The organism is Pseudoglutamicibacter albus (assembly GCF_022346425.1).
Taxonomy (GTDB): domain Bacteria; phylum Actinomycetota; class Actinomycetes; order Actinomycetales; family Micrococcaceae; genus Pseudoglutamicibacter; species Pseudoglutamicibacter albus.
Window position 1 is genome coordinate 40,894 of record NZ_JAKRCW010000009.1, and the last position, 19,542, is coordinate 60,435.

Below are 19,542 nucleotides of genomic sequence, written 5' to 3' on the forward strand. Positions count from 1 at the left end.
CTTGTTCCTTAGCCGCGGCGGTAGTTCGGGGCCTCGACCGTCATCGCGATGTCATGCGGGTGCGATTCCTTCAGGCCAGCTGCGGTGATGCGGACGAACTTGCCCTTCTCCTTCAGTTCAGCGATCGTGTGGCCGCCCACATAGAACATGGTCTGCCGCAGGCCACCCACAAGCTGATGCACAACCGCGGCGAGCGGGCCGCGGTACGGGACCTGACCTTCGATGCCTTCCGGGATGAGCTTCTCATCACTTGGCACATCGGCCTGGAAATAGCGGTCCTTCGAATACGAGGTGTTCTTCCCGCGGGTCTGCATCGCACCGAGCGAGCCCATGCCGCGATAGCTCTTGAACTGGCGGCCGTTGACGAACACCAGGTCGCCTGGGGATTCCTGGGTTCCGGCCAGTAGCGAGCCGAGCATGACCGAGTCAGCGCCAGCAACCAGCGCCTTGCCGATGTCACCGGAGTACTGCAGGCCGCCATCGGCGATCAACGGGACACCGGCCTTGCGTGCTGCCTTGGATGCCTCATAGATCGCGGTGACCTGCGGGACACCAACGCCGGCAACAACGCGGGTTGTGCAGATCGAGCCCGGGCCAACGCCCACCTTGATCGCGTCCGCGCCAGCGTCGATGAGCGCCTTCGCGCCCTCATAGGTTGCAGCCTGCCCGCCGATCACATCCACGTGAGCTGCGGCAGGGTCCTTCTTGAGGCGAGCGATCATGTCCAGAACACCCTGGGAATGCCCGTTCGCGGTATCCACCACCAGCGCGTCCACGCCGGCATCAACCAACGCCATCGCACGGTCATAGCCCTCGCCAAAGAAACCGACAGCCGCGCCAACACGCAAGCGGCCCTCGTCGTCCTTGGTTGCCAGCGGATAATCCTCGGCCTTATCGAAGTCCTTGACGGTGATGAGGCCCATGAGCTTATTGCGGTCATCAACCAACGGAAGCTTCTCGATGCGGTGCTGAGCCAGCAGCTCGAGCGTCTTCTCACGCGTGGTGCCCACAGGGGCCGTGACGAGCGGCATCGGGGTCATCTTCTCGGAGACCTTGATGCTTGGCCAATCAGCGCGCGGCACAAAACGGGTGTCACGGTTGGTGATGATGCCGAGCAAGGTGCGTTCCTCATCCACCACCGGCAGGCCGGAGACCCGGTAGCGGGCGCACAGCGCATCGAGGTCAGCGAGCGTGGCTTCAGGGCTGACGGTGACCGGGTCACTGATCATCCCGGATTCAGAACGCTTGACCGTATCGACCTGGCGTGCTTGATCGTCGATGGATACGTTGCGGTGGATGATCCCCATGCCGCCCTGACGCGCCATCGCGATCGCCATCCGCGCCTCGGTCACGGTGTCCATCGCGGCGGAGATGATCGGCACCTTGATGTCGATGCGGCGGGTCAGCTGTGTGGTCGTGTCCGCCTCGGAAGGGATCACATCGGTTGGCCCTGGCAACAGCAGGACGTCATCGTATGTGAGGCCTTCGAAGGCAAATGGGTTGAAGTCATCGCTTGAGCTCACGGACGCACCTTTCAACGGCAGGTGATGGTTTGTGTCCATCTTAGAGTGTCGCGCGTTGTTGCGGGCAAGGCCGTGATGTGTACAACTTAAACGGCGGTGGCCCGCCCGAGTTCGTCTCGGGCGGGCCACCAGATCTTTCGGCCGGCTTTCGCGCTGGTGTTGTGGCTAGCGCGATAGCCGGTTGCGCCGGGCCGGGAGGAAGAGTTTAGTCTTCGTCTTCCTCGGCTGGCTTATCCACAACCAGGGTTTCGGTGGTCAGCACGAGCGCTGCGATCGATGCCGCGTTGCGCAGTGCCGAGCGGGTCACCTTGACCGGGTCGATCACGCCAGCTGCCAGCAGGTCTTCATAGACGCCTGTCTTGGCGTTGAAACCGTGGTTGGCTGGGGATTCGGAGACCTTCGCTGCGATGACGGATCCATCGAAGCCTGCGTTGGCAGCGATCTGCTTGACCGGGGTCACCAGGGCGCGGCGGACGATGTCAACACCGGTTGCGGCGTCGCCTTCGAATGCCTTGAGCGCCTCGTCTTCATCGAGCACGTGGAGCGCATCGACCAGCGCGGTGCCGCCGCCGGCGACGATGCCTTCCTCGAGCGCTGCACGGGTCGAGGACACGGCGTCTTCGATGCGTGCCTTGCGTTCCTTGAGCTCAACCTCGGTTGCGGCACCAACCTTGATGACGCCAACACCGCCGGCGAGCTTAGCCAGACGCTCCTGGAGCTTCTCCTTATCCCATTCGGAGTCAGAGTTCTCATACTCTGCCTTGATCTGGGCTACGCGTGCGGCCACTTCTTCGTCATCGCCTGCACCATCGACCAGGGTCGTGTTGTCCTTGGTCACGGTCACGCGGCGGACCTTACCGAATACCTCTGGGCCAACCTGGTCCAGACGCAAGCCGAGGTCCTGGGAGACTACCTGGGCGCCGGTGAGGATCGCGATGTCCTGCAACATTGCCTTGCGGCGGTCACCAAAGCCCGGGGCCTTCACGGCAACAACGTTGAGGGTTCCGCGCAACTTGTTCACCACGAGGGTCGAAAGCGCTTCGCCTTCGATGTCTTCAGCGATGATAAACAGCGGCTTGGATTCCTTCAAGACATGCTCAAGCAACGGAACGATGTCCTGCAGAGCGGAGATCTTGCCGGAGTTGATCAGCACGTAAGCGTCTTCGAGGACTGCTTCCTGACGTTCAGCGTCGGTCACGAAGTGTGGCGAGAGGTAGCCCTTATCGAACTGCATACCCTCGGTCACATCCAGCACGGTCTGGGTCGTGTTGGATTCTTCGATGGTGATGACACCGTCGGTGCCGACCTTCTTGAACGCCTCTGCCAGGAGCTCGCCGACCTCATCGGACTGCGCGGAGATCGCGCCGACGTGGGCGACGTTCTCGTCCTGAACTTCACGCGCGTTCTCCAGCAGGCGGGCCTCAACGGCCTCGACTGCGGCTTCGATGCCGCGCTTGATTTCACCTGGTGCAGCACCTGCCGCTACGTTGCGTAGGCCTTCTTTGACCAGGGCCTGCGCCAGAACGGTTGCGGTGGTCGTGCCGTCACCGGCGATGTCGTTGGTCTTGGTGGCTACTTCTTTAGCCAACTGCGCGCCCAGGTTCTCGTATGGATCCTTGAGCTCGACGTCGCGGGCGATGGTCACGCCGTCGTTGGTGATGGTTGGTGCGCCCCACTGCTTGTCGAGGACCACGTTGCGCCCGCGCGGGCCGAGTGTGACCTTGACGGTGTCCGCCAGGCGATCCACGCCGGCTTCGAGGGCCTTGCGCGCCGCGTCATTGAACGCAAGCTGCTTTGCCATTCGTTTTACTCCTTCATAGCCTCAACCGGGTTACGGGAGGCCGCTAGATCAAGAGTTGTGAGAAACCGGGAAGGGTTACTTCTCGACTACTGCGAGCACGTCACGAGCGGACAGTACGAGGTATTCCTCGCCGCCGATCTTGACTTCGGTGCCGCCGTACTTGGAGTAGATCACGACGTCGCCTTCCTGGACGTCCACTGGGATGCGGTTGCCCTTGTCATCCACGCGGCCTGCACCAACGGCAACAACCTTGCCTTCCTGAGGCTTCTCCTTGGCGGTGTCTGGGATCACCAGGCCGGAAGCGGTGGTCTGCTCGGCTTCGAGCTGCTGGATGACGATGCGATCTTCGAGGGGCTTGATAGAGATCGGCATGGGACCTCTCCTTTGCGTAATAGACCTGTAGGTGTACGGGCCATACAACGCGTCCTCCGGGCGTCGTCGCGGGTGTCGACCGGAAGCAGCTGATGGCTTGCGCACTCGGATTTAGCACTCTCGGCTTCCGAGTGCTGATGTCTTCCACTTTAGGAAGTTATCTGGCACTCGGTCAAGATGAGTGCCAATTGTTCGCCTTGAGCGTGCTCGCCACGCCCTCTACTACCCCACCCGATGCTCTGCTACACCTCGCCCTGCCGCACCTCGCCGCCATCACCTCCTCGTTTCCCCTACGCCGCATTCCGGCACATTCGTGACAAGCTGGAGGCATGGCATCCAGCAAAAAAGAAGGCTCCATCACGTCTAACCCGGCGGAGCCGGTCGCCGCGGCCTTCACACCTGAAGGCCAAGAGCTGCTCTCCCAGCTGACCCCGGATCAGGCTGCGACCAAGAAGTTAGCAACCGAGCTGACCTTGAGCCTGCGCAAGGCCGGGCATCCAGCGGGCCTGGTTTCCGCCGTCGTGCATCAGCTTGCCTTACGTTTCAAGGCTCGGGCTAAGTTCGGGCCATTCGCTGAGCGGATGATTCTCACGCAGGCGGGCCTCGAACAGGCAACCCGCCTACCTGTTGCTGCGCGCCATGCGGGCCGGATGCGCGATGCCGGTGTGGGGCACGTTGCGGACCTCGGTTGCGGTTTGGGTGCGGACGCGATGGCGATGGCCGCGCTGGGAATCGATGTGACCGCGGTCGAGGCCGACGAGGTCACGGCAGCCGCGGCGACCGTGAACACCGCTCCGTTCCCTAACGTCACGGTGGTGCATGGACTCGCTGAGGAAGCCGATATTTCTGCCGCCGATGCGGTATGGATGGACCCTGCACGCCGCGAAACCACGACTTCGGGCACGCGCCGCCGCTGGAACCCTGAAGCGTTCTCTCCCCCGTTGTCTTTCGTGGAGACACTGGCTGACCGTGGGCTTCCGATGGGGGTCAAGCTCGGGCCTGGGATCCCGCACGAATCGATCCCTGAGACCGCGGAGGCGCAGTGGGTTGAGCACAACGGCAGCGTGGTCGAAGCCACGCTGTGGTTTAACGAGGCGCGGCGGGCGCAGGTGCGGAGGGCCGCGCTGGTGTTGAAGGACGATCAGACTGCAGAACTGACCTCGAGTGCCGCCCACCCCGACCTGGATTCAGATGCTCTCGCGCTCGGCGAGGATGTGCCCATAATCGAAACCGACAGCAACCTGTCACTTCCCGTCCTCTCAGACACAGCCACGTACGGAACCTATCTTCACGAACCTGCCGGCGCAGTCATCCGCGCCGGGCTCGTAGCCGATCTGGCCGTACAGCTTGAGGCGACCGGGCTTGACCCGCACATCGCCTACCTCACCGGCGACACCGCCTCCGCGACCCCGCTGGCCAACAGCTACCGCATCGACATGGTCATGCCCTACAAGATCAAGGCGCTGCGCAGCTGGGTACGCGACAACCGCATCGGGCAGCTCACCATCAAAAAGCGCGGCCTGGACGTCACACCGGAAGAGTTGCGCACGATTCTGCTGGGCAAAGGCCACGGCGACGGCTCAGCAACGCTTGTGCTCACGCGCATCGGGAAGCAACGAATCGTCTTCGGATGTGAGCTCATCCCCGGCTCCGCCGTATGATCGTCTAATTGCACGCCACCGATGCGAGGAGACCTATGGGCATCGAATTCACCCCGTCAGAGCCCTCGACCCTGGGGATCGAATGGGAGATCGCGCTCGTAGATCGCGACACCGGGGATTTGCGCCCGGAAGCCCCACGCATCCTTGACGAGCTTGGTCAGCAGGGCCGCATCAACCACCCGGACGGCGCGCCGCGGCTCACGCGCGAGCTGCTACAGAACACGGTCGAGTGCGTGACCGGCGTGCACCACACGGTATCCGATGCAGTCGCGGATCTCGCTTCCACGGCGCGTGACGTGAGCGATATTTTGGATCCGCTCAACACTTCACTGTATTGCGCAGGTTCCCACCCTTTCGCGGAACCGACCCTGCAAGAGGTTTCCGATAAGGACCGCTACGCGACCCTGATTGATCGCACCCAGTGGTGGGGCCGGCAGATGGTCATTTACGGCGTGCACGTGCATGTTGGGATCGATCACCGGGATAAGGTCCTGCCGATCGTTGATGGTCTGATCAATAAGCAGCCGCACCTTTTAGCGTTGACGTCCTCTTCGCCGTTCTGGGGTGGGGCTGACACCGGCTACGGTTCGCAACGATCGTTAATGTTCCAGCAGTTGCCCACCGCGGGGCTGCCGTTCCATTTCTCTCAGTGGTTCGAATATGAGTCCTATGTTGCGGATATGCTGCACACGGGCGTGGTGGATGTTTTGGATGAGATCCGGTGGGATGCCCGCCCGGTCCCTAAATACGGGACCGTTGAGATGCGGATTTGCGATGGGCTCCCGGATTTGGATGACATAGCCGCGGTCGCCGCCTACACCCAGTGCCTCGTCACGGAGATGTCGGACGCCCTGGATGCCGGATGGGACATCCCGGTCATGACGCCGTGGTTCCGCGTCGAGAACAAGTGGCGTGCGGCCCGCTACGGCCGTGAAGCGATCATCATCCTGAATTCGGCCGGTGATGAGCTGCTGGTGACCGATCAGATCGCTCAGGATGTTGAACGGCTCGCCCCGATCGCTGAACGCCTCGGTTGCGCTGAGGAACTCAACCACATCACGACGATGATGCAGCAGGCGTGCGAATACGAACAGCAACGCAATGTGGCTGAGGCCAACGGCGGCGACTTAGCTGCGGTTGTGCAGGATAACTCGCAACGCCTGCACGCCTCACTTGATCGCTAACGCGCCGGTGGCGCTGACAGGACGGCGCGGCCTAGTCGGCCTGGCCGCCCGCCCGCATCGACGCTGTACCTTTCATGGACGCCGCACTTTTCATCGACACCGTGCTGACGGGTAGTGAGGTGTCGGTTCCGAAGTCGGTTCCGGTGGGTTCTACGCCGTTCATCACGAGTTGGGCGCCGAGTGCGGCGATCATCGCGCCGTTGTCGGTGCACAGGGAGAACGGTGGGATGCGTAACTGGATTCCGGCGGAGGCGCAGCGGGCGGCGAGCAGTTCGCGCAGGCGTGAGTTCGCGGCGACCCCGCCGCCTAGAAGCAGTGTTGTGAGCCCGTGTTCTCGGCACGCCATGACGGCTTTGGATGTGATGACGTCCACGACGGCTTCTTGGAACGAGGCGCATACGTCTTCGATGACGAGTTCTTCCCCGGTTGCTTCGCAGTGCTCAACATAGCGTGCTACGGCGGTCTTCAGTCCGGAGAAGCTGAAGTCGTAGCGGCGCGGCCCCGGTTCTTCCGCGGCTCCCATGAACTTGCCCGTTGTGAGTCCGCGCGGGAAGCGGATCGCTTTCCGGTTGCCTTGGGCCGCCAGCTTGTCGATCACGGGGCCGCCCGGATAGCTCAACCCCAGCAGGCGGGCGACTTTATCGTAGGCTTCGCCCGCGGCGTCGTCGATGGTCGAGCCCAGCATCGTGATGTCAGAGGTCAGCGAATCCACTTTGAGGATCTCGGTGTGGCCGCCCGAAACTAACACGGCTCCGAGGTTCGGCGGCAGCTCGCCACCATCGAGCACACCGACCCCAACGTGCGCAACCAAATGGTTGACCGCGTACAGCGGCTTGCCGGTAGCTAACGCGAGCGCTTTCGCGGCAGAAACACCCACCATCAACGCACCAGCCAGGCCAGGTCCAGCTGTCACGGCGATCGCATCAACATCATCGAGCCTAAGCTGCGCGGTCTCTAAAGCAGCACGCAGCGTCGGGACCATCGCTTCAACGTGGGCGCGCGAAGCGATCTCCGGGATCACTCCGCCGAAACGCACGTGCTCATCCACCGAGGATGCAACCGCATTAGCAAGTAGCGTGGTTCCGCGGACGATGCCCACGCCCGTCTCATCGCAACTGGTCTCAATACCCAGAACGACCGGGCCTGAAACTGCAGCGGCAGAGGCCGCCGGGGCGTCGAGGGTCTCAGGTTTCACGGTGTTCATAGCTTCCCTCGGATGTCTTTCTGCATAATCAGGGCGTCTTCGCCGGCACTCGGCTTGCCGGGTGCACTCGGGTGGCCGGGCGCGCCACCTGGATAGTATCCGCGGCGGCGGGCGATCTCTTCAAACCCGTTGCGGTGATACAGGTGGATCGCGCGCTCATTCGAGGCGCGCACTTCAAGCATCATGTGGGTCGCACCCCAGTCTCGCGCTCGGGACTCCATGAGCCACATCAGGTACTTCGCGACCCCGCGGCCAGCATGCTCCGGCACAACCCCGATGGTCTGAATATCCGCGATGTGCGGGCTGTACTGCAGACCCGCATACGCGATCAGCGCGCCAGCACCCATCTCAGCCACGCCCCAGTATTGCCGCCATTCGGGGTGGGAAAGCTCCTCGCGCATCATGCGTTCATCCCAGCGGTCCAGCGGGAAAAGCTCGGCTTCAAGCGGCATGAGTTCCGCGACATCGCCCGCATCCAGCTGTCGCACGATATAGCTTTCCGGGGCTTGCGCAAGCTCAGTTTCGGTCGCGGCGGATAGCGCGGCGTTCATCGTTGGCGGCCTTGCATCGCAGCCGGGACCACCGCGTCAGATTCGCGCAAATACCGCGCGACGGGCGGGGCGGTTGGCATGCCAGCGGCGTACCAGGCACGGGCCAGATAGGCCGCGGATACCGGCATGGTTTCGGTTCCGGAGAGCACCGGGATACCCACCTCGGCTAGCTCTTCCCCGCGAACACCCGCCCCGGCTCCACCTACCGGATAAGCGGCCGGTAGCTCGTCCGGCTTGGTCACGTGCGGGCCGTCGACGCGCGCACCATTACGTGCATAGCTCGCCCAGTACAGCTCACGACGGCGGGCATCCAGCGCCGCTGTCAGCACCGGGCCGCTTCCTGCCGTAGCGTCCTCGCCCGGCTCTTCCCCTGTTGCGGCAGCGGTTGCTGGCTCTTGCCCTGCCGCGGCAACGGCGGCTGACCCCTCCCCTGCCGCGGCAACGGTTGCTTCAGCAGGGCTGGACTCAGCAACGCTAGCGAGGTTGCCTTCAGCCAGCAGTTGGGCGGCGAGCCCGTCGAGCGAGCACACGCCGTAGGCTTCTATACCCCACGCGAAGGCGAGGGTCTGGCCGGCGGCGATCCCGACCCGCAGACCCGTGAAGGGGCCTGGCCCCTCCCCGACTAGGACGGCGTCTGGGCGTTCCCACCCGGCCTGGGCGAGCAACTGTTTGCACACGGGGATGAGGTCTTCGGCGTGCCGGGTCGTGGAATCCGTGACGGCCTCCGCAACAACCGCAACGCCTTCAGTACTCACAGTCACGCACGCGACGGAAACCACCGATGAGGTATCCAACGCCAGGATCTTCTTGATGTCGTCGCGCATTTCAGCCCTCCTTCACGGTGTCAGTGAATTCGGCGAGCGCGGCGCGCAGGCTGGTGGTTGCCGCCTCGTTCCAGCGTGGCCCTACCCAGCGCAGGGTCACGATGCGTGGTGCGGCGGCTTCTTCTTCGTCTTCGACTTCCCACGGGGCCGGGGTCTCGCTGTCGGGTTGTGCGGCTGTGTTGCCGCCGATGGGGCGGTCGAGTGTGATCTCGAGGCGGGATTCGGAGAGGCCTTCGGCGCGGTCGCGGCCCCATTCGACGACGGTCACGGATTTCTCCACGGTGTCGATGAGGTCGAGGTCTTCGAGTTCTTCTGCGGATCCGAGCCGGTAGGCATCCACGTGGACGAGTGCGGGGCCGTCGCTGAGTGAGGGGTAGATGCGGGAGAGCACGAATGTTGGCGATGTGATGCCTTCGCGCACGCCGAGGCCTTCGCCGAGGCCTTGGGTGAAGGTTGTTTTTCCGGCGCCGAGTTCCCCGGTCAGGATGAGAACATCGCCTGCTTGCAGTTCGCTTGCGAGTGTGCGGGCTAAGCACTGCATCGCCGCTGGGGTTGGAATAGTCAACGACAGTGAGCTGTCGTCTGCTGTCTCCGCACGGCCGCCGCAAGCACCGGCTGTGTCATCGCCAACAGCATCGCCCGCGGCCGCACCATCTGCGGGGATCATGCGGCGTGGGACGCGGTCGGAGATCCCGGTGACGGTCTCGTAGTTGATGGTGTGGGCGGCTTCCGCCCATTCTTCAACGCCGGGTTCACCATGTGCTGGGTCACCGAACACCACGGCGTCTTTACCGACAAATTCCGCTGGGTCTGCTTCCCCGCCGAGGTCGATCACGAACTGATCCATTGCGATCCGGCCCACCACCGGATACCGCACACTTTCGATCGTCACGTGGGTGCCTTCGGCGATCCGTGGGATGCCGTCGGCGTAACCGACGGGAACCAGGCCCAGCGTCGTCGGTTTCTCTGCCCGCCAACGCAGGCCGTAGGACACACCTTGGCCCGCATCGACCCGTTTAGCTGCGGCCACATGCGCAACCAGGCGCATGACCGGCCGCAACCCCAGCTCGGCCGAGGACACCCCTTCAAAAGGAGATAAACCATAGAGGCCCAGACCGACCCGGACCATGTCATAGATCGCATCCGGGCGCGTGAACGTCGCCGGGGTGTTCGCGATGTGACGCACTTCAGGTTTCAACCCGGCGTCCGCGACCACCGCGAGCGCGTCCTCGAAAGCCTGGGTCTGCACGTCGTTGGCGGGGTGTTCTGGCTCATCAGCCATCGCGAAGTGGGAGAACACACCCACCACGCGGATGTCCCCGACGCGTTCGGCCGCGGCGGCGCGCTCCACAAGATGTGGCCATTCGGCTGCGGTGCACCCGTTGCGGCCTAAGCCGGTATCGATTTTCAGGTGAATCCGTGCCGTGCGCCCCACCGCGCGTGCCGCCTCGATCATCGGGTCCAGTTCCCAACCGGATACCCCCACGTCAATGCCCTGTGCCACGGCCGCCTCGAAGTCGGTGTCCGATGTGTGGAGCCAGCACACCATCGGCGCCTCGATGCCCGCGGCACGCAGCTCAAGCGCCTCGCTCACGTGCGCGGTCCCTACCCATGTGGCGCCGGCATCCAGCGCGGCGCGCGCGCACTCGATCGCGCCGTGCCCGTAGGCTTGCGCTTTGACGATCGCCATGATGTGCGCTTTCCCCACCTGTTGACGGATCCTGGCGACGTTGGCCGCCAACGCGCCAAGGTCGATCTCGGCGCAGCGTTCAGGGGCAGCCGCTACCGCATCGTGGGCGTGCAGCCATTGCGCTGCCGCAGGGCTGGAAGTGGAGGAAAAACTGTGGGAACACACCCTTCTAGCGTAGACCTTCACCAGGTTCGGGCTTGGGTATGCGACTCAACGCCTAAGATCATAGGTAGCCAACTGTGAGGAGAACATTCGTGCAGGATGTAGCACAGCCGCGGAAGATTTCAGTGATCGGTGCGGGATATTTGGGGGCTACGCATGCCGCTTGCATGGCGGAGCTCGGCTTCGAGGTGGTCGGCGTTGATGTTGAGGTTGAACGTGTTGAACGTCTCAACGCCGGGGTGCTTCCGTTTCATGAGCCGGGCCTGGATGAGATGCTGGCCCGCCACGTACGTGAAGGGCGTTTGCGTTTCACTACGGATTATCAAGAGGTCGCCGATGCTGATGTTCACTTCATCGGTGTTGGTACCCCGCAGCGGGAGAACGATCACGGCGCGGACATGCGTTATGTCGATGCCGCGATTGATTCGCTGGGTGCCGTGGTTTCGAAGGACACTCTCATTGCTGGTAAGTCCACGGTCCCTGTAGGTACTGCGGCGCGTTTGGCGAAACGGTTGAAGAAGCTGGTCGCTAAACGCGGCTTGTACATCAACGCGGAGTTGTGTTGGAACCCTGAGTTTCTGCGTGAAGGGTTCGCTGTTGAGGACACGCTGACCCCTGATCGGTTGGTGTTCGGTGTGCGTTCCCAGCGGGCTGAAGACATCCTGCGTGCGGTGTACGCGAAGCCGTTGGCCGACGGCACGCCTCTGGTGGTGACTGACTTCGAGACTTCCGAGCTGGTGAAGGTCGCCGCGAACGCGTTCTTGGCTACCAAGATCTCCTTCATCAACGCGTTCTCTGAGATCACAGAGACCGTGGGTGGGGACATCAAGACGCTCGCGGATGCGATCGGGATGGACCCGCGCATCGGGCGTAAGTTCCTCAACGCCGGCATCGGTTTCGGTGGCGGTTGCCTACCGAAAGACATCCGTGCTCTCCAGGCGCGCGTGTCCGAGCTCGGCCTTCCGCACACCATGCGGTTCCTCGACCACATGGACGAGATCAACCTGCGCCGCCGCGAACGCGCAATCTATCTTGCCGAGCGTGCGGTGGGAGGCGACCTGCACGGGGCACACATCACAGTGCTAGGTGCGGCGTTCAAACCGAATTCGGACGACGTGCGTGACTCCCCCGCCTTGGATGTTGCCGCCCGCCTGTATTCAGCTGGCGCAGACGTGTCTGTATATGACCCGCAAGGTATGGAGAACGCGGCTAAACGCTTCCCACGCTTGCGGTACGCGGACTCCGCCGAAGATGCCGCACGCGGCGCGAACGTTGTGCTGTTGCTAACCGAATGGGATGAATTCAAGAACCTCGATCCGGCTTCCTTCGGTGAGGTTGTTGCGGATCGTTACATGATCGATGGCCGCAACGTGCTCGATCCGCAAGCATGGACTTCCGCAGGGTGGACCCTGGACCGCATGGGGCACAAGAGCGAAGGCCACAGCGAGTAGAAGTAGCGAGGAGCGTCATGACTGAACATGATGTCAACACCGGATTCGATGTCAGCACCGGATCTGATGTCAACACTGGATTCGACGTCAATGCGATTCGGGCGGATTTCCCGATCCTGAACCGTAAGGCCGCGGATGGTTCCGGTTTGATCTATCTGGATTCTGGGGCGACCTCCCAGCGCCCACAACAGGTCATGGACGCTGAGACTGATTTCGTGTTGGGGTCTAACGCTGCGGTCAAGCGTGGCGCGCATCAGCTCGCTGAAGCCGCAACGAACGCGTACGAAGACGCACGTGAGACCATCGCCGACTTCATCGGCGCTGCATCAGCCAACGAGGTCGTCTTCACCAAGAACGCGACCGAGGCCCTCAACCTCGTCGCCTACGCGTTAGGCAACGGAGACGACTCGACCCCGCCCCGGCTCCGCGTTGGCCCCGGGGACGAGATCCTCATCACCGAGATGGAACACCACGCGAACCTCGTACCGTGGCAAGAGCTCGCCCGCCGGACCGGCGCCACCTTGCGTTGGATACCACTCACGGATGACTTCCAACTGGATCTGACAGACCTTGAAACGCTACTGACCGAACGCACCAAAGTGCTCGCTTTCACGCACCAGTCCAACGTCACCGGAACCATCACCCCGGTAGCGAAACTGGTTGCCGCGGCGAAGAAGATCGGCGCGCTCACGGTGCTCGATGCGTGCCAGTCCGTCCCTCACATGCCCGTGGATGTTCAGCAGCTCGATGTTGATTTCCTCGCGTTCTCCGGCCATAAGATGCTCGCCCCCACCGGCATCGGTGTTTTGTGGGGCCGTTACGAACTCCTCAAAGACCTGCCTCCGTTCATGCTTGGTGGTTCGATGATCGAGATCGTCACGATGGAGCACACCACATATGCTGAGCCTCCGGCACGCTTCGAAGCAGGAACCCCACCCACAGCGCAAGCCGTTGCGCTCGCCGCCGCGTGCGATTACCTCAACGCGCTGGGCATGGATAACGTCGCCGCGCATCAAGCCCAGCTCGTGGAGCGCGCGCTCACGGGTTTGAGCCGCATCGACGGCCTCCGCATCATCGGCGCGGGGCTGAGCGTGCCGGGCGACGGCGAGGACGGCACGGGCAACCAATCCGAGCGGCACCGTACTGGTGCGGTCGCGTTCAGCATCGAGGGTTTGCACCCGCACGATGTGGGGCAGGCTCTCGATTCCCAGGGTGTGCTGGTGCGTGTGGGGCATCATTGCGCGTGGCCGCTGCACCGCCGTTACGGGATCCACGGGAGCACGCGCGCGAGCTTCAGCGTCTACAACACGGTGGCTGAGGTGGACGCTTTCGTTGAGGCCGTGCAGAAAGCCATCGACTACTTCAACAGTTTCCGGTGACCATGAACCTCAATACGCTGTATTCAGAGCTGATATTCGAACACGATAAGCACCCCAAACACGCGGGCTTACGTGAGCCTTTCGACGCCGATGTACACCACGTGAACCCGGTGTGCGGCGACGAGATCCAGCTGCGTCTGAAACTCTCCGAAGACGGCGCAACAGTCGAGGACATCTCCTATGAGGCGGCTGGTTGCGCGATGAGCCGCGCTTCCGCCTCAATGATGGCGGACCTGTTCATAGGCGAGCCGGTCAGCGACATCGAGGAGATGACCGCTCATTTCGATGAGGTGCTTCACTCCCGCGGGAAGGTTGAGGCCGAAGAGGAGATCATCGGCGATGCGGTCGCGTTAGCTGGTGCCGCGAAGTTCCCCAACCGGGTCAAGTGCGTGCTCATGAGCTGGAAGGCGTTCCAGGCCGCCTACGCAGAAGCGCTCCTATTCCGTCAGCAGTGATCCCCCGGGCGCTGTAGTTCACGGCGCTGCGTGAGTTCACGGCGCTGGAAAGGCTATGCGGCGCTGTATTTCAGGCCGTGCACGACCGCGGCTGCGGCACACAACTGTGCAATGCGTTCCAGGCTGAGTTCTTCGCCGCGGGCCGAGGCCCGAGCGGCGTGGGTTGCGAGCATCGCGCCCAGGACACCGGCGAGCTTATCTCCCGAACCTGCGCGAGCGAGCGTCGCAGCCGCGGATGCCGCGAGGAACGTGACGCCGCTCGGCGCAGCAACCACCGTCGCTGAGCCTTTGAGCAACACGACCGCGCCAACAGCTGCCGCCAGATCCCGCGCTGCGGAGACCGGGTCTTCAGCCGGGTCCGCGGCGTCTATACCCAACCGTTGCACAAGCGCTAGAAACTCTCCCGCGTGAGGCGTCAACACGTGGACCTTAGTGCTGACTTCAGCTCCGGCATCCGTGTCAGTCCGAGCCGCTATCGAGGGTTCCCATACCGCGAGCGCTGAGGCGTCCACGATCACAGGGCCCTGGGTGCCCCGCATCACGGCGAGCGCCGGTTCGAGGTCTTCGGGCTCTTCCCCGAGCCCCGGGCCTACGACCCACGCGTTCACCTTAGAGGTCACCGCAGGCCACCCGTTCGATGCTGATTCTGCCGAGCCGGCCGGCGAAGCAAGCTCAGCCCTGTCGATGTTGACGACCTCCGGCAGAGTCTGCACCACAGCCTGGCCAGCAGCCCCACGCCCTGCGGTTACGAGCATCCCGATCCCGCCGCGCCCGGCATCGTGCGCTCCGATGGCGGCCGCTGCTGTAGAGCACAGGACCGCGGCCCCGGGATAGGCGGGCGAACCTGCGACCATGCCGAGGACTCCACGCGAATATTTGTGGTCGCCGGGGCGTGGCGCCAGGAACTCGCTCTCAGCGTCGGTGGGGGTCACAAGCCGCGGCATGAGGTGAGTATCCTGCGGAGGCTGTAGCCCGATCTCCACGAGGTAGATGTCGCCGGTTTTCTCACGCGCCGCCCCGGCCACGAGCCCGCGTTTGAGTGCGCCGAACGTGACCGTGATGTCCGCGAGCGGCACCATTTCATCCGCGTTGCCGGTGCGCGTGTTGAGCCCTGAGGGGCAGTCGGCTGCGACAACCAGCGCGTCCAGGGTTTCCCCGTGCACCGCCCAGGTCTGCGCATCCGCGTCCCAGCCGGGAATCGGCATCCCGCCTTTCGCGCCGATCCCCAGTACTGCGTCCACGATCACATCCGCGTAAGCTAGATGCTGAAGCACCTCGTTATGCTTCGTCGCGCCAGAGCCCTGCCCTGCCTCATGTTTGTGGTGCTTCACGACCTCGACCCCGGCGGCGGTTGCCGCGGCTGCAGCGCGTTCGTGCCAGCGGTCCGCGACCATCACGGCCACACATCGTGCCCCGCGGCCGGAGAGCTCAGCGAGCGCATAGAGTCCGTCACCGCCGTTGTTGCCGGGGCCGATCAAACCCACGATGCGCGCCCCACGCAACTGAAAACCCGCCCCGGGCATGGACGGTGCCGGCTTTGTGAGCGCGGCTAACGTTTCAGGCCCGGCCACGGTCGGTTCCGGAAGGGCGGGCCGGTTGGTGACGGCCCGAGCGATGTGCGCGGCAAGCCCGTAGGCGGCCTGTCGCATGAGCTGATCGGGGTTGCCTGCGGCTTCGCATGCGGCGAGCATCGGAGCTTCTGCCGCTCGGACCTCGTCGGGGCTATAGAGCAGGTGCATCGGTGTACCTTCCGGGCTGGGAGCCTGTCTCGGGGCCTGTCTCGCGGGCCTGTTTGTTCTAGCCTTCGGCGATCACGTACGCGATCGCTACGTCGCCGTCGTGGGTGAGGGATATGTGCCAGTTCTTGACACCGAGCTGGTCTGCGACCTCTTTCACGCTACCGCGCACATCGAGCACCGGGGCGCCGGAGTCCAGTGTGCACACTTCGCAGTCATGCCACACCATTCCCCCGGGGGAGCCGAGAGCTTTCGCGACCGCTTCCTTCGCGGCGAAACGCGCGGCAAGCGAGCGGGTCCGCACCTCACGCTCACTGGGGCAAAACAGGCGTTCAGCCAGTGCCGGGGTGCGCTGGATCAGCTTCTCGAAACGCGGAACGTCCACAACGTCAACACCGATGCCCACAATCATGTTTCGATGCTATCGCTGTTCACGCACGCTTTGCTCGCGCGCCATCGCATCCGAGGCTCGCGGTCGCTAAGCAAGCTGGCCCCTGCTGAATGCCTGTGAATACCGCCACGCATACAGGTTTCATTTACCTGCCGCTAACCTTCGCTGGTTTAATGCGGAACATGAACCAGTTCAAAGTCCGCAAAGCTGTCTTCCCTGTGGCAGGCCTTGGAACCCGTTTCCTCCCGGCTACGAAAGCGATGCCTAAAGAGATGCTGCCGGTTGTTGACCGGCCAGCTATCCAGTACGTCGTTGAAGAGGCAGTGAACGCGGGGCTCGATGATCTCCTCATGATTACTGGGGCGCCTAAGCGTTCGCTTGAGGATCATTTCGATGCCTCCCCTTACCTCGAAAATCAGTTGCAGCTAGCGGGTAAGAAGAAGCTCCTTAAAGCTGTCCAGCAGGCTGCTGAGCTCGGCGATGTTCACTACATCCGCCAGGGTGAGCCTAAAGGCCTCGGTCACGCGGTTGGCCGGGCTGCTCTGCATGTGGGTGATGAGCCGTTCGCGGTATTGCTCGGTGATGACCTCATTGAGGAGTCCTCTACCCTGCTGCGTGACATGATCACTGTGCAGTCACGCGTTGGCGGGTCCGTGATCGCGCTCATGGAGGTAGATCCGGAAGATATTTCCTCCTACGGGTGCGCTGCCGTCGAGGCAATCCAGGACGAGGAGTTTGTTCGCGTGACTGACCTCGTGGAGAAACCAGCTGTTGCGGATGCGCCGTCGAACCTCGCGGTCATCGGCCGTTACGTGCTGCACCCAGCGGTTTTCGATGTGCTTGAACGCACCGCTCCAGGCCGTGGCGGTGAAATCCAGCTGACCGATGCCCTGCTTGAACTCGCCGCGATGCCAGCTGAAGAAGGCGGCGGCGTGACCGCGGTCATCTTCCGTGGCCGCCGCTACGACACCGGCGATAAGCTCTCCTACCTCAAAGCAGTCATCGAGATCGCGTGCCAGCGCGAGGACCTCGGCCCGGAGCTACGGGAGTGGCTCAACGAATTCACGGCTTCATAGCAGGTCGGCGCCGGGTTCGCTGCGTCGGATGCGTTCAGGTGAGTGCGTTCAGCTGGGTGCGTGAACTGGGACGTTATTCGACGGTCACTGACTTTGCGAGGTTGCGTGGCTGGTCAACGTCCAGGCCCTTGGCGGATGCAAGCTCCATCGCGAAGATCTGGAGCGGAACCACCGTCAAGAGTGGGGCGAGCAGGGCCTTGGTCTCTGGGACACGGAAGACCCATTCGGCATAGTTACCTACGGCCTCGTCGCCTTCCTCAGCGATCACCAGGGTCTGGGCGCCGCGGGCGCGGACCTCCTGGATGTTGGAGACCACTTTCGAATGCATCGAGTGGCGGCCCGATGGGGACGGCACCACAACGAACACGGGCTGGCCTTCCTCGATCAGCGCGATCGGGCCGTGCTTGAGCTCACCAGCGGCGAATCCTTCGGCGTGGATATAGGCGAGCTCTTTGAGTTTGAGCGCACCTTCCATCGCTACCGGGTAGCCCACGTGCCGGCCCAAGAACAGTACCGCTTCGGTCTCGGCCATGCTGCGGGCGAGCTCGCTGATCTGGTCCTTCTGGGCCAGGATCTTCTCGATCTTGTCCGGGATCTCCGCCATATCGGCCAGCAGGTCAGCTACTTCGCCGGAGAACATGTTGCCGCGTAGCTGCGCCAAGTACAGGCCCAGCAGATAGGTCGCCGCAACCTGGGCGAGGAACGCCTTGGTTGAGGCCACCGCGATCTCCGGGCCGGCGTGGGTGTAGAGCACCGCATCGGATTCGCGTGGGATCGATGAGCCGTTCGTGTTACAGATCGCGAGCGTACGCGCGCCCTGTTCCTTCGCGTACCGCAACGCCATGAGGGTGTCCATGGTTTCCCCGGACTGGGAGATCGTCACGATCAACGTGGATGGGGTCACGATCGGGTCGCGGTACCGGAACTCATGGGATAGCTCGACCTCAACCGGGATGCGGCACCAGTGTTCGATCGCATATTTAGCGACCTGGCCTGCATAAGCGGAAGTACCGCACGCGAGCACGATGATCTTGTCGATACCCTTGAGCTCGGCCTCGTCAATACGCAGCTCATCGAGTTTGAGGTGCCCGCGGGCATCCGTACGCCCCAGTAGGGTGTTCGCGACCGCTTCCGGCTGATCGAAAATCTCTTTAGCCATGAAGGACTCAAAGCCGTCCTTCGATGCCGAGGCCGCGTCCCAATCGACCGTGAACTCAGTGCCTTCAGCAGGGTTGCCGGAAAAGTCAGTGATCTCGTGGCTGGTTGGGGTGATCGTGACCACCTGGTCCTGATCCAGCTCAACCGCACGCTTTGTGAAGTCGATGAAGCCCGAGACGTCAGAGCCGAGGAAGTTCTCACCCTCGCCCAGGCCCACGACCAGTGGCGAGTTACGACGTGCCGCAACCACAACCCCCGGATGTTCAGCGTGGATCGCCAACAGCGTGAACGCGCCCTCAAGCCGGGACGCGGTCATCTGCATCGCCTTCGTGAGGTCCCCTCCGGCCTCGTTGCGGTACACGTCCCCCAGCAGGACCGCGGCCACCTCGGTGTCCGTCTCCGACTTAAAGCTGTAGCCGGCCTCCAGCAGGTGCTTCTTGAGCGCATCGAAGTTCTCGATGATCCCGTTATGGATCAGCGCGAGCGGCCCCTCATCAGCCACGTGCGGATGTGCGTTGACATCGCTCGGGCCGCCGTGGGTAGCCCAACGGGTGTGGCCGATGCCAGTGCCCGATGCCGGCAGAGGATTTGCTTCAAGCTCGGCCAACAGGTTGCCCAGCTTGCCAGCTTTCTTCCGGTATTCGACCACATCGCCGGCATCGACTGCGACACCTGCGGAGTCATAGCCCCGATACTCCAGGCGTTTGAGCCCCTCAAGCACCACATCGAGGGCGTCATGCTTGCCAGTGTTTTCCGGCCCTGGGCCGGCGTATCCGATGATTCCGCACATGCGAAAAATTTATCACCTCTCCCTCGCCGCTTTTAATCGAACGCCCCTGTTAACAGACCACCGTTGCCAACCGAACACCCTTGCCAACCGAACGCCCTTGCCCCACGTGTGCGGTGCCTGCGTGGCCGAACAGC

16 protein-coding genes are annotated in these 19,542 nt (G+C 63.0%); 6 read left to right on the forward strand and 10 right to left on the reverse strand.

Translation table 11 applies throughout. From position 1 onward, the window contains the following. Positions 1 to 8: 8 nt before the first annotated feature. The 3 genes from guaB to groES all read right to left on the reverse strand — a co-directional run bounded on the left by guaB (position 9) and on the right by groES (position 3,696). On the reverse strand, positions 9 to 1,523 hold the full coding sequence (gene guaB, locus MHJ63_RS06685) for an IMP dehydrogenase (RefSeq protein WP_370977523.1): 1,515 nt from the start codon (positions 1,521 to 1,523) through the stop codon (positions 9 to 11). 205 nt (positions 1,524 to 1,728) lie between these two features. Continuing rightward, on the reverse strand, positions 1,729 to 3,324 hold the full coding sequence (gene groL, locus MHJ63_RS06690) for a chaperonin GroEL (RefSeq protein WP_070508137.1): 1,596 nt from the start codon (positions 3,322 to 3,324) through the stop codon (positions 1,729 to 1,731). A gap of 75 nt (positions 3,325 to 3,399) precedes the next feature. Beyond that, positions 3,400 to 3,696 (reverse strand): co-chaperone GroES, encoded by a 297-nt coding sequence (gene groES / locus MHJ63_RS06695; protein ID WP_070508138.1) that lies wholly within the window; start codon positions 3,694 to 3,696, stop codon positions 3,400 to 3,402. A gap of 329 nt (positions 3,697 to 4,025) precedes the next feature. Between groES and MHJ63_RS06700 the strand changes: the two genes are divergently transcribed. Together MHJ63_RS06700 and MHJ63_RS06705 are read left to right on the forward strand one after the other, a co-directional pair. Then, the gene (locus tag MHJ63_RS06700; RefSeq protein ID WP_070508139.1) at positions 4,026 to 5,357 is read left to right on the forward strand and encodes a class I SAM-dependent methyltransferase; all 1,332 of its coding nucleotides are present in this window, start codon (positions 4,026 to 4,028) and stop codon (positions 5,355 to 5,357) included. Between the two features lie 35 nt (positions 5,358 to 5,392). Continuing rightward, on the forward strand, positions 5,393 to 6,541 hold the full coding sequence (locus MHJ63_RS06705; RefSeq protein WP_035754344.1) for a glutamate--cysteine ligase: 1,149 nt from the start codon (positions 5,393 to 5,395) through the stop codon (positions 6,539 to 6,541). 31 nt (positions 6,542 to 6,572) lie between these two features. Here the strand turns inward: MHJ63_RS06705 and tsaD are convergent, their stop codons facing one another. Genes tsaD through alr form a run of 4 tightly spaced genes read right to left on the reverse strand, consistent with a single transcriptional unit; the run spans position 6,573 to position 10,975 of the window. Beyond that, positions 6,573 to 7,745 carry a tRNA (adenosine(37)-N6)-threonylcarbamoyltransferase complex transferase subunit TsaD gene (gene tsaD, locus MHJ63_RS06710; protein WP_239446622.1) on the reverse strand — a complete coding sequence of 391 codons (1,173 nt, stop codon included), beginning with the start codon at positions 7,743 to 7,745 and terminating at the stop codon, positions 6,573 to 6,575. Beyond that, positions 7,742 to 8,296 (reverse strand): ribosomal protein S18-alanine N-acetyltransferase, encoded by a 555-nt coding sequence (rimI, locus tag MHJ63_RS06715; protein WP_239446650.1) that lies wholly within the window; start codon positions 8,294 to 8,296, stop codon positions 7,742 to 7,744. The genes tsaD and rimI overlap by 4 nt, the downstream gene beginning before the upstream one ends. Beyond that, positions 8,293 to 9,120 carry a tRNA (adenosine(37)-N6)-threonylcarbamoyltransferase complex dimerization subunit type 1 TsaB gene (gene tsaB, locus MHJ63_RS06720; RefSeq protein ID WP_239446662.1) on the reverse strand — a complete coding sequence of 276 codons (828 nt, stop codon included), beginning with the start codon at positions 9,118 to 9,120 and terminating at the stop codon, positions 8,293 to 8,295. The genes rimI and tsaB overlap by 4 nt, the downstream gene beginning before the upstream one ends. Before the next feature lies 1 nt (position 9,121). Beyond that, a complete protein-coding gene (alr, locus tag MHJ63_RS06725) occupies positions 9,122 to 10,975 on the reverse strand; it encodes an alanine racemase (protein ID WP_239446664.1) in 1,854 nt (617 codons plus the stop codon). 89 nt (positions 10,976 to 11,064) lie between these two features. On the opposite strand from alr, the gene MHJ63_RS06730 reads away from it, so the two are divergent. The 3 genes from MHJ63_RS06730 to sufU are packed head-to-tail and all read left to right on the forward strand — an operon-like array spanning position 11,065 to position 14,257. Beyond that, the gene (locus tag MHJ63_RS06730) at positions 11,065 to 12,423 is read left to right on the forward strand and encodes a UDP-glucose dehydrogenase family protein (protein WP_338110382.1); all 1,359 of its coding nucleotides are present in this window, start codon (positions 11,065 to 11,067) and stop codon (positions 12,421 to 12,423) included. A 17-nt stretch (positions 12,424 to 12,440) separates the two neighbouring features. After that, a complete protein-coding gene (locus tag MHJ63_RS06735; RefSeq protein WP_239446672.1) occupies positions 12,441 to 13,802 on the forward strand; it encodes an aminotransferase class V-fold PLP-dependent enzyme in 1,362 nt (453 codons plus the stop codon). A gap of 2 nt (positions 13,803 to 13,804) precedes the next feature. After that, entirely contained in the window at positions 13,805 to 14,257 is a 453-nt protein-coding gene (gene sufU, locus MHJ63_RS06740; RefSeq protein WP_035754349.1) for a Fe-S cluster assembly sulfur transfer protein SufU, read from the forward strand. Positions 14,258 to 14,310: 53 nt separating this feature from the next. On the opposite strand, the gene MHJ63_RS06745 is transcribed toward sufU, so the two are convergent. Further along, the gene (locus MHJ63_RS06745; protein WP_239446674.1) at positions 14,311 to 15,996 is read right to left on the reverse strand and encodes a bifunctional ADP-dependent NAD(P)H-hydrate dehydratase/NAD(P)H-hydrate epimerase; all 1,686 of its coding nucleotides are present in this window, start codon (positions 15,994 to 15,996) and stop codon (positions 14,311 to 14,313) included. 58 nt (positions 15,997 to 16,054) lie between these two features. After that, positions 16,055 to 16,405: a holo-ACP synthase gene (locus MHJ63_RS06750; protein WP_035754353.1), complete on the reverse strand. Its 351-nt coding sequence runs from the start codon at positions 16,403 to 16,405 to the stop codon at positions 16,055 to 16,057. A gap of 161 nt (positions 16,406 to 16,566) precedes the next feature. On the opposite strand from MHJ63_RS06750, the gene galU reads away from it, so the two are divergent. Beyond that, complete coding sequence (gene galU, locus MHJ63_RS06755; RefSeq protein WP_141742476.1) at positions 16,567 to 17,460, forward strand: UTP--glucose-1-phosphate uridylyltransferase GalU; 894 nt, start codon at positions 16,567 to 16,569, stop codon at positions 17,458 to 17,460. Positions 17,461 to 17,533: 73 nt separating this feature from the next. Here the strand turns inward: galU and glmS are convergent, their stop codons facing one another. Next, positions 17,534 to 19,408 carry a glutamine--fructose-6-phosphate transaminase (isomerizing) gene (gene glmS, locus MHJ63_RS06760; RefSeq protein ID WP_239446690.1) on the reverse strand — a complete coding sequence of 625 codons (1,875 nt, stop codon included), beginning with the start codon at positions 19,406 to 19,408 and terminating at the stop codon, positions 17,534 to 17,536. Between the last annotated feature and the right edge of the window lie 134 nt (positions 19,409 to 19,542).

Coding starts and splice junctions, on each gene's coding strand:
- groL (WP_070508137.1), bottom strand. CDS start 3,324: ATGGCAAAGCAGCTTGCGTTCAATGACGCGGCGCGCAAGGCCCTCGAA.
- groES (WP_070508138.1), bottom strand. CDS start 3,696: ATGCCGATCTCTATCAAGCCCCTCGAAGATCGCATCGTCATCCAGCAG.
- MHJ63_RS06700 (WP_070508139.1), top strand. CDS start 4,026: ATGGCATCCAGCAAAAAAGAAGGCTCCATCACGTCTAACCCGGCGGAG.
- MHJ63_RS06705 (WP_035754344.1), top strand. CDS start 5,393: ATGGGCATCGAATTCACCCCGTCAGAGCCCTCGACCCTGGGGATCGAA.
- tsaD (WP_239446622.1), bottom strand. CDS start 7,745: ATGAACACCGTGAAACCTGAGACCCTCGACGCCCCGGCGGCCTCTGCC.
- rimI (WP_239446650.1), bottom strand. CDS start 8,296: ATGAACGCCGCGCTATCCGCCGCGACCGAAACTGAGCTTGCGCAAGCC.
- tsaB (WP_239446662.1), bottom strand. CDS start 9,120: ATGCGCGACGACATCAAGAAGATCCTGGCGTTGGATACCTCATCGGTG.
- MHJ63_RS06735 (WP_239446672.1), top strand. CDS start 12,441: ATGACTGAACATGATGTCAACACCGGATTCGATGTCAGCACCGGATCT.
- sufU (WP_035754349.1), top strand. CDS start 13,805: ATGAACCTCAATACGCTGTATTCAGAGCTGATATTCGAACACGATAAG.
- MHJ63_RS06745 (WP_239446674.1), bottom strand. CDS start 15,996: ATGCACCTGCTCTATAGCCCCGACGAGGTCCGAGCGGCAGAAGCTCCG.
- MHJ63_RS06750 (WP_035754353.1), bottom strand. CDS start 16,405: ATGATTGTGGGCATCGGTGTTGACGTTGTGGACGTTCCGCGTTTCGAG.
- galU (WP_141742476.1), top strand. CDS start 16,567: ATGAACCAGTTCAAAGTCCGCAAAGCTGTCTTCCCTGTGGCAGGCCTT.
- glmS (WP_239446690.1), bottom strand. CDS start 19,408: ATGTGCGGAATCATCGGATACGCCGGCCCAGGGCCGGAAAACACTGGC.